This is a genomic window from Ruminococcus sp., from assembly GCF_017650195.1.
GTDB lineage: Bacteria > Bacillota > Clostridia > Oscillospirales > Ruminococcaceae > Ruminococcus.
The window spans coordinates 1-8,079 of record NZ_JAGCFH010000290.1; the positions used below are offsets into that span (position 1 = coordinate 1).

The following is an 8,079-nucleotide window of genomic DNA, read 5'->3' on the forward strand; positions in this document are numbered from 1 at the left end:
AGCGTTTCCTACATGCTGGAGGGAAATATCGGCGAGCAGAGGGAGATATTCATAAAGTAGCTGCAAGGCATTACACACAAATCACCTGACGTTTTTTTGTTAAATCTTACAAAGTGACAAAAACTTAAATGTATGTTATAATTAATGTGTATTCAATAACTGCCGTCAGACGGTTATTGCCATGAAAGATCACAGCATCAATACAATAAGTGATATATAGGGGGATTTGAAGTGAAATGAAAAGGTTTTTAAGAATACTTCCACTCCTTGCAGTTATTTTTGGACTGTTCCTTTTCCCTGCAAGACCGCTTTTCTCTGAGGCGTCTCCACGACGTGCAGACTTCGGTGATTTCTCAGGTGACTCGGATTTCGGCGACAGCGGAGGCTGGGATAGCGGAGGCGACAGCTGGGACAGCGGAGGCTGGGACAGTGACAGCGGAGGCTGGGACAGTGACAGCGGAGGAAGCTACAGCGGCGGAGGCAATTCAGATGGCGGAGGCGCCTGCAGTATACTGTTTTCAATAATCATTATCGCAACATTTGTATCTTTATTAGCCTACTTCTCACCGAGCAACAAAAGATCACTGGAACAGATGGCACAGCCAAGTACGCCTGCAAGAAAGCTACGCCCGGTAAATGAGTACCTGAGCGTTGATCCTTCATTCAGTGAGGAACAGTTCAGAGACAAGGTCTCCAACCTCTACGTGCAGTTCCAGAACGCATGGCAGAAAAAGGACCTTTCCTCTCTGAGGCCATACCTAACAGATACTTATTTCGCACAGATGGATAATCAGCTTAACAGATACCGCCAGAACCGCCAGACAAATATGGTGGAGAGGATAGCGGTACTGAGCACAAATCTCCTCGGCTGGACACAGGATGCCGGCTTTGACGAAATGGTAGTCAGACTCGAAACAAGAATAGTGGATTATGTGGTGGACGACGCTACAGGCAATATCGTACGCGGCAGCAGAACTGCTGAGAAGTTCATGACCTACGAATGGACCCTTATCCGCAAAAACGGTGTGATTACATCGCGCTCAACAGGCATGACAAGCCATGTTTGCCCATACTGCGGTGCAAACGTTAATATAAACCAGTCGGCAGTATGCGAATACTGTGGCTCGGTACTCACAACAGACGAATTTGACTGGGCTGTAAGCAATATCAAGGCTATCGCCCAACGTACACGACAGTAACTTTAAGGCTTCCGTTATACGGAAGCCTTGCTATTTAGCTGGATATATGAAAGAAAGAATGCTTATATACGACTACCCACCCAATCTCTAAAGCTGATTGACAGATAAGCCAAATAATACAGCGCTGATTTGTGCAGTATGCAATAGCTTCTCTTGCTGTTAGCACATTTTTTATACCCTTTTTTTGTAAAAAATAACTTAAAATTATAACACTAATTCAAAAAATAGTGATTTTTGATTGACATTTTTGTAAAACTGAGTTATAATTAACTTAATATCTTATAAGCAGGCGGATATGCCTGTATTGTGTCAAATACTTTCTTTGCGAATGGCGCAAAATAAGGGGAAGTATATGTTGAATACGGAAGGAAGGTATTAAAAATGGCTAACGAAAAAAATCCAAAGGTGCTCATAGTAGACGACGACAAAAACATCTGCGACCTTCTAAGACTCTATCTTGAAAAAGACGGATACAGCGTTCTCCTTTGCCATGACGGAGACGATGCTGTAGTAAAGTTCAAGGCACTCAGTCCGGATATGGTTCTGCTGGATATCATGCTGCCTGGAAAAGACGGCTGGCAGGTATGCCGGGAGATCAGAAAGATCTCAAACGTCCCGATCATCATGATAACCGCAAAGGGGGAAACTATCGACAAGGTTATCGGTCTTGAGCTCGGAGCCGACGACTATATCGTAAAGCCATTTGACGCCAAGGAAGTCATCGCACGTATCAACGCAGTTACTCGCCGCGTTGGCACGGGTATGGCTGAGCCTGAGCAGAAGGAAGTACACTATGACAGACTCTCTGTCAATATGGACAGCTATGAGCTCAAGGTAAACGGCAAGAATATCGACACTCCGCCAAAGGAGCTCGAACTGCTCTACTATCTCGCTTCCAACCCTAACAGAGTATACACAAGAGATCAGCTTCTCGACGAGGTCTGGGGCTTTGAATACTACGGCGATTCACGTACTATCGACGTACATATCAAACGTCTGCGCGAAAAGCTTGAGGGCGTATCAGACAAGTGGGCTCTCAAAACCGTGTGGGGCGTCGGATATAAATTCGAGGCTGACGAAGAGGAATAAGCTCATAACAACTCCAGAAACATCAAGGGGACTTTTGTCCCCTTATTTTGTATAGAGGTGATATACTTGAAGGGCAGAAAGAGTTCTTATGACAAGCTTTTCATATTCTTTGTTATCATTATCTTTTCAATAAATATCATATTGGGCATAGTTGCAATAACTATAAGCTCTGCTATATATAAATCAAGCAAGCTGAATGAGCTCCAGAAAATAGGCGATCTGTTCACAGGCTGTATGCAGGACAGCTACGCAGAGAATATGAGCACTCGCTCAGCGACTATAAAGAGCCTGCATAAGCAGTTCTCAGGCAAGTACCACCTAATGATATATATCTACGACGAAAACGGCAACTGCGTGCTTTCAGATGCAGATTACGAGGAAACGCCTAAGAAGGTGGTAAAGAATAGCGAGAAGATATCGGAAGCTGAGCGTGAAAAACTCGGCAAAAAAGACTACTGCGCTATGGAGACAAAAAACATATCCGCTAATGAGCCATATATGCTCTATGCTACCTGCTTCTTCCTAAAAGGAAAGGACGAGTTAGTGCCTGACCGTATGTTTGCAAAGTTCTACTCCAATTCAAACGATGTCAACTCCTTTGCAGTAAAAATGGCGGCGTTCTATGCGCTGTTTTTCCTGCTCAACATATCAATACAGATATTCATTCTCAATCGCAGGATCAAGAAGCTCTCGGATTACGAGAACGAGTTCAAGCGCGTTAGTGAACAGTACGCAAAACGAGATTTCTCGGAGAATATCCCCACAAATGTTCCGTATACCACTCCTGAGATAGCAGAATACGTAAATACAGTTGCTGCCGACGTCGCAAAGAGCGAGGAGACCAGCAAGACCTTCATCGCCAACGTCTCACATGAGCTGAGGACGCCTATCACAACTATAGGAGGCTTCGTGGACGGAATACTCGATGGAACTATTCCCAAAGTACGCCAGAACGAGTACCTCGTACTCGTATCCAAAGAGATAAAGCGCCTTCGCATACTCATCTCCTCAATGCTGAATATGTCGCGCTTCGAGACAGGTACCCTCAGACCTAATTTCCGTGACATTAACCTTACAGATATAGTTATACAAACCGTTCTCATGTTTGAAAAGAAAATTGAGGACAAGCACCTTGACGTGGAAGGTCTCGGAAGTGACCGTATGACTGCCGAGGTGGATCCTGACCTGATACAGCAGGTAGTATATAACCTCGTCGAAAACGCTGTAAAGTTCGTGAACGACGGCGGTATACTTTCATTCAGCTTCGAGCGCTCGGTAAACGGCTCATGTACAATAGGCATAAGAAACACGGGCGAAGGTCTGAAAAACGATGAGATACAGCAGGTATTCGACAGATTCTACAAGACTGATTCCTCACGCGGAAAGGATACAACGGGACTTGGTCTGGGACTGGCGATATCAAGGAAAATAGTACATCTCCACCACGGTCATATAGTTGTAAAAAGCGTGTACGGAGAATATACGGAGTTTCTCATACAGCTTCCTGAGAAACAGCCGAAAAAGAAAGGATAACAAATGGACGAAAAGGATAATATCTATCAGGATACTTCTGAGGATACAGGCTCAAACGGGTCATATATACCACAACATGAAAAACCAGCAGAGGATAACCTATCCGACAGCAACTACGGAGGCATGAACGTCAGTCAAAACGTTCAACCGCAGAATACTGGCTACGGTCAGCAGAATTATCCCCACACCCACAATGGTGGCTACAGCCATCAAAGATATAATCAGCAGCCGAATAGCGGCTACGGCCAGCAGCAAGGATACTATCATACACAGCAGGTTGGTAACGGTCAGCAGAACTACCAGCAGCCCAGTAACAGCATCTACGACCAGCATGGCTATTACAATGCTCAGAACAATAATTACGGTCAGCAGATGGGCTACAACGACCAGCCACGAAAGCCGGTGTACGACCGCTTTATGTACGAACCTATCGGCTTTGAGGAGCTCGAAAGGAACCAGTCTACTGCAAGCTCCGCTGATGAAGCGTCTGCTAAACAGCGTTCAAAAAACGAAAGGAATATAGTCCGGATCTTTGCTCTGCTCGTTGCAATATCAGCTTTTATAGCCATATTCGGTATAGTCTTTGATATAATCAACAGCAAAGGCATAATAGACAAGATAGGCAGGCAGAATCAGGTAATACTCTATAAGCAGTCCAAGCCCAAAGGCGCTACCGATATTGAAAACTTCAAAGACGAAAACGGCAGATATACCCCTGAAGGGGCTGCTGCTCTTGTAAAGCCGTCAATAGTAAAGATATACACCTACTCTAACTACTCGGACTATGCGGCTAAAAGAGCTGTAGGAACAGGTTCGGGCATAGTTCTCAATGAGGACGGATATATCGCCACAAACGCCCATGTTCTCGAAGCCGAGGGCTACCACAGGATAGAGACAATGGATGGTGAATACTATGAAGCAAAGCTGATTGGGAGAGATACCAAGACCGATATCGCCGTTATTAAAGTAAACGCTCCCGATCTCACTCCGGCTACTCTCGGAGACTCCGACGAGGCTGTTGTTGGTGAGACAGTTATCGCTATCGGAAATCCTGCAAACCTTGCCGGCACAGTCACCGACGGAATAATTTCAGCAGTTGACCGTAAGATAAGGAGTGATTCCACAGGATTTGAGATGACGTGCTTACAAACAAATGCGGAGATAAGTCCAGGAAACTCCGGCGGCGCTCTCGTAAATATGTACGGTCAGGTCATAGGCATAACCTCTTCAAAATATGTAAGCAGCGACCTTGAAGGTCTCGGCTTTGCGATAACAATAAACGAAGCTGCTCCCGTTATCGAGGACCTCATAAAGAATGGCTTCGTTCCAGGAAGATTCAGGATAGGCATACACCTTCTCGATATGAGCAGCACTACAAAAAAAGAGGCCATCGAGGAGCGTATAGGCATAACGCTGCCTGATGACTTCAAGGGTATATATATCGATGAGATTGACAAGGATTGCGACATCGCCAAAACTGAGCTAAAAAGTGGCGACTTCATCGTAGCCATAAACGGCAAATCCGTATCCACCTACGATGAGCTCTACGAGACCATAAGCAGCCAGTACGAGGCAGGCGATAAGGTGCCAGCAACCTGTGCAAGAATTGATAAAAGCGGAGATGTGAGCTACTATGAAATAGAATTCAAGCTCATGGAAGACACCTCCGGCAACTACTGATCCATTAGATTTTTGGGGCGTTTTGAGTTTACGCCTGCAACTCCTCCTGCGCCGCCGGCTATTACGAGCAGGAGGAGTTTTTTTATCCCCGAGGGAGAGCCAGCGAATATTATTCCTGCTATACTGAGCATCGCATACATTACGGCTCCACACAGCGAGCCACCTAAAAGTCCTCTGCGCCGGCGGCATTTCCCGTAGATATAGGATCCTGCGTAAGCTCCGAAGACAAGGGCTGCTCTGGCAAAGCCTCCTGCAAGCTTCATATTCCTCATAACATAAAAGAGTAGCATACCCAGCAAAAGAGAAGCCGCAGACGTAAATACCAGTCCGCAGATCGCCGCAGTGACAGTGCTGAAGAATGCATTCGTCCATATACTGCGTTTGTGTCTGCGCATAAAAAACCTCCCCACAGAATTCTTGTAAATTCTATGCGGAGGCATATTTTTTTATTCTTCCTCGTCCTTCTTTTTCTTCTTGGACTTTTTCTCCTCAGCGTCATCGTCAACAAGTGCTGCGGATTCCATTGAGTCTGACGATGAAGATGAAGAAGACGAGCTCTTTCCTGCTGCCTTTGCTTCCTTCATTCTCTCGGCTGCTGTTACGTTCTCTGTGATAGCCCAGTTCTTTATCCTAAGTTTATGCTTTGCACCGCCTGTCTCGATAACTACAGTATCCTCGCCAACGCTAACAACTATTCCGACGATACCGCCGCCAGTTACGACCTCATCGCCTACTTGAAGATTCTCCTGCATCTCCTTAAGCTCTCTGTCACGCTTTTTCTGCGGTCTGATAGCTATAAAGTAGAGAATGACAAACATTCCGATAAGAGGAATGAACATACCGCCTAAGCTGGCAACCGGCTGCTGTGCCGCCTGGTCTGAAGCAGCGTCAGCCTCCTCTGCGAAGGCAGTCAGAGTCGTATATCCTGCCATAACAGCCGTTGAAGCAGCTGCTGATAAAATACATACAAGCTTTCTGATATTCATAAAATTTCTCCTGTCTTTATTGATTTGTTTTAATACAATGGTTATTATAACACATATCAGAAGGTTTTGCAAGTACTTTTCACCGATTATCCGCAATTAAATTGATATACCTAGTCATAAAAAAGCCGTTCCCAAAGTCGGAACGGCTTTTATACTTATTATCTTCGATTAAACGAGCTTGATGATAGCCATTTCAGCAGCGTCTCCGTGGCGAGGACCGATCTTAACGATCTGTGTATAACCACCTTTTCTCTCTGCATACTTAGGAGCAATCTCGTCGATAAGCTTCTTAGCAACGGACTCCTTTGTGATGTAAGAGAATACCTGACGCTTGGAGTGCAGATCATCATGTTTACCGATAGTGATCATTTTTTCTGCAACTGCACGAACTTCCTTTGCTCTTGTTACGGTAGTTTCGATCTGACCGTTCTCAAGCAGGAAAGTTACCATGCCTCTGAGCATAGCCTTTCTATGATCAGATGTTCTGCCCAGTTTTCTTGTACCCGGCATTGTATTCACTCCTTTTTATAGTAGTGCGCTAACGCACATTTTATGGTTTATTCCTCTTCTGAAGAAAGGTCGAAGCCCAGTGACTGGAGCTTTTCCTTTACCTCGTCGAAGGATTTCTTTCCAAGGTTTCTAACCTTCATCATTTCTTCCTCAGACTTATTGATCAAGTCATCTACGGTATTGATACCTGCACGTTTCAAACAATTGAAGGAACGTACAGATAAGTCAAGATCCTCAATGGTCATCTCAAGGATTTTTTCCTTACCCTTCTCATCCTTTTCAACAAGGACCTCAGCTAGTCCAGCCTCTTCTGAGAGGTCGATGAACAGCTTCAGATGCTCGTTGAGGAGATTGGCTGCCTGTGACAGAGCTTCCTTAGCGGAGATAGTACCGTCGGTCCATACCTCCATTGTAAGCTTGTCATAGTCGGTGACCTGACCGAGTCGCGTATCCTCTACGGTATAGTTTACCTTGAGGACAGGAGTATATATGCTGTCTACAGCGATAACATCAACTGGGAGGTTGATCTGCTTCTTGTTTCTTTCTGCGGAAACATAGCCTCTTCCTCTGTCGATAGTTATTTCCATATAGAGCTTTGCGTCCTTACCAAGTGTAGCGATGTGCATACCTGGATCGAGGATATTTACCTCAGAGTCGGTTTTTATATCGCCTGCTGTAATTTCACATTCGCCCTCTGCCTCTACATACACTGTCTTAGGTCCTTCGCCGTAAAGCTTAGCGGTCAGTCCCTTGATACTGAGGATTATCTCCGTAACGTCTTCTTTAACGCCGGGGATAGTTGACAACTCATGGTGAACTGTACCATCCTTGCCCGAAAGCTTTACAGATGTTACAGCTACGCCAGGAAGTGAGGAGAGCAGCACACGTCTGAGGCTGTTTCCAAGTGTAATACCATATCCACGCTCCAGCGGTGCTAAAACGAATTTGCCGTATTTGCCGTCACTTTTAAGCTCGACGATCTCAATATCAGGCTTATTAATTTTTTCCAGCATAAAAACCCTCCTATTTCGCAATTAATGTTGATTTCGAATACTGACGCTTCAAGTATATCAATTTGATTA

8 protein-coding genes are annotated in these 8,079 nt (G+C 45.2%); 4 read left to right on the forward strand and 4 right to left on the reverse strand.

Annotation, left to right across the window (positions count from 1 at the left end; genetic code table 11):
• The first annotated feature begins 236 nt into the window (after positions 1 to 236).
• From J6U00_RS13025 to J6U00_RS13040, 4 genes are all read left to right on the forward strand, one after another.
• Positions 237 to 1,199, forward strand: coding sequence for a Tim44-like domain-containing protein (locus J6U00_RS13025; protein WP_296582513.1), 963 nt, complete (start codon positions 237 to 239; stop codon positions 1,197 to 1,199).
• A gap of 381 nt (positions 1,200 to 1,580) precedes the next feature.
• The gene (locus J6U00_RS13030; RefSeq protein WP_295079676.1) at positions 1,581 to 2,288 is read left to right on the forward strand and encodes a response regulator transcription factor; all 708 of its coding nucleotides are present in this window, start codon (positions 1,581 to 1,583) and stop codon (positions 2,286 to 2,288) included.
• Positions 2,289 to 2,345: 57 nt separating this feature from the next.
• Positions 2,346 to 3,821, forward strand: a complete 1,476-nt coding sequence (locus tag J6U00_RS13035) for a HAMP domain-containing sensor histidine kinase (protein ID WP_296582516.1) — start codon at positions 2,346 to 2,348, stop codon at positions 3,819 to 3,821.
• Between the two features lie 3 nt (positions 3,822 to 3,824).
• The gene (locus tag J6U00_RS13040; protein WP_296582517.1) at positions 3,825 to 5,501 is read left to right on the forward strand and encodes a trypsin-like peptidase domain-containing protein; all 1,677 of its coding nucleotides are present in this window, start codon (positions 3,825 to 3,827) and stop codon (positions 5,499 to 5,501) included.
• On the opposite strand, the gene J6U00_RS13045 is transcribed toward J6U00_RS13040, so the two are convergent.
• The 4 genes from J6U00_RS13045 to J6U00_RS13060 form a co-directional block, all read right to left on the reverse strand.
• On the reverse strand, positions 5,495 to 5,896 hold the full coding sequence (locus J6U00_RS13045; protein WP_296582518.1) for a TIGR04086 family membrane protein: 402 nt from the start codon (positions 5,894 to 5,896) through the stop codon (positions 5,495 to 5,497). The genes J6U00_RS13040 and J6U00_RS13045 overlap by 7 nt on opposite strands.
• Before the next feature lie 51 nt (positions 5,897 to 5,947).
• Complete coding sequence (yajC, locus tag J6U00_RS13050) at positions 5,948 to 6,487, reverse strand: preprotein translocase subunit YajC (RefSeq protein ID WP_296582519.1); 540 nt, start codon at positions 6,485 to 6,487, stop codon at positions 5,948 to 5,950.
• 168 nt (positions 6,488 to 6,655) lie between these two features.
• Positions 6,656 to 6,997, reverse strand: a complete 342-nt coding sequence (gene rplQ / locus J6U00_RS13055) for a 50S ribosomal protein L17 (protein WP_296582520.1) — start codon at positions 6,995 to 6,997, stop codon at positions 6,656 to 6,658.
• 47 nt (positions 6,998 to 7,044) lie between these two features.
• Complete coding sequence (locus tag J6U00_RS13060) at positions 7,045 to 8,010, reverse strand: DNA-directed RNA polymerase subunit alpha (protein ID WP_024860929.1); 966 nt, start codon at positions 8,008 to 8,010, stop codon at positions 7,045 to 7,047.
• Between the last annotated feature and the right edge of the window lie 69 nt (positions 8,011 to 8,079).

Excerpts from the sequence above, each read along its gene's own strand:
- J6U00_RS13025 (WP_296582513.1), top strand. The coding sequence starts at position 237 with ATGAAAAGGTTTTTAAGAATACTTCCACTCCTTGCAGTTATTTTTGGA.
- J6U00_RS13030 (WP_295079676.1), top strand. The coding sequence starts at position 1,581 with ATGGCTAACGAAAAAAATCCAAAGGTGCTCATAGTAGACGACGACAAA.
- J6U00_RS13040 (WP_296582517.1), top strand. The coding sequence starts at position 3,825 with ATGGACGAAAAGGATAATATCTATCAGGATACTTCTGAGGATACAGGC.
- J6U00_RS13045 (WP_296582518.1), bottom strand. The coding sequence starts at position 5,896 with ATGCGCAGACACAAACGCAGTATATGGACGAATGCATTCTTCAGCACT.
- yajC (WP_296582519.1), bottom strand. The coding sequence starts at position 6,487 with ATGAATATCAGAAAGCTTGTATGTATTTTATCAGCAGCTGCTTCAACG.
- rplQ (WP_296582520.1), bottom strand. The coding sequence starts at position 6,997 with ATGCCGGGTACAAGAAAACTGGGCAGAACATCTGATCATAGAAAGGCT.
- J6U00_RS13060 (WP_024860929.1), bottom strand. The coding sequence starts at position 8,010 with ATGCTGGAAAAAATTAATAAGCCTGATATTGAGATCGTCGAGCTTAAA.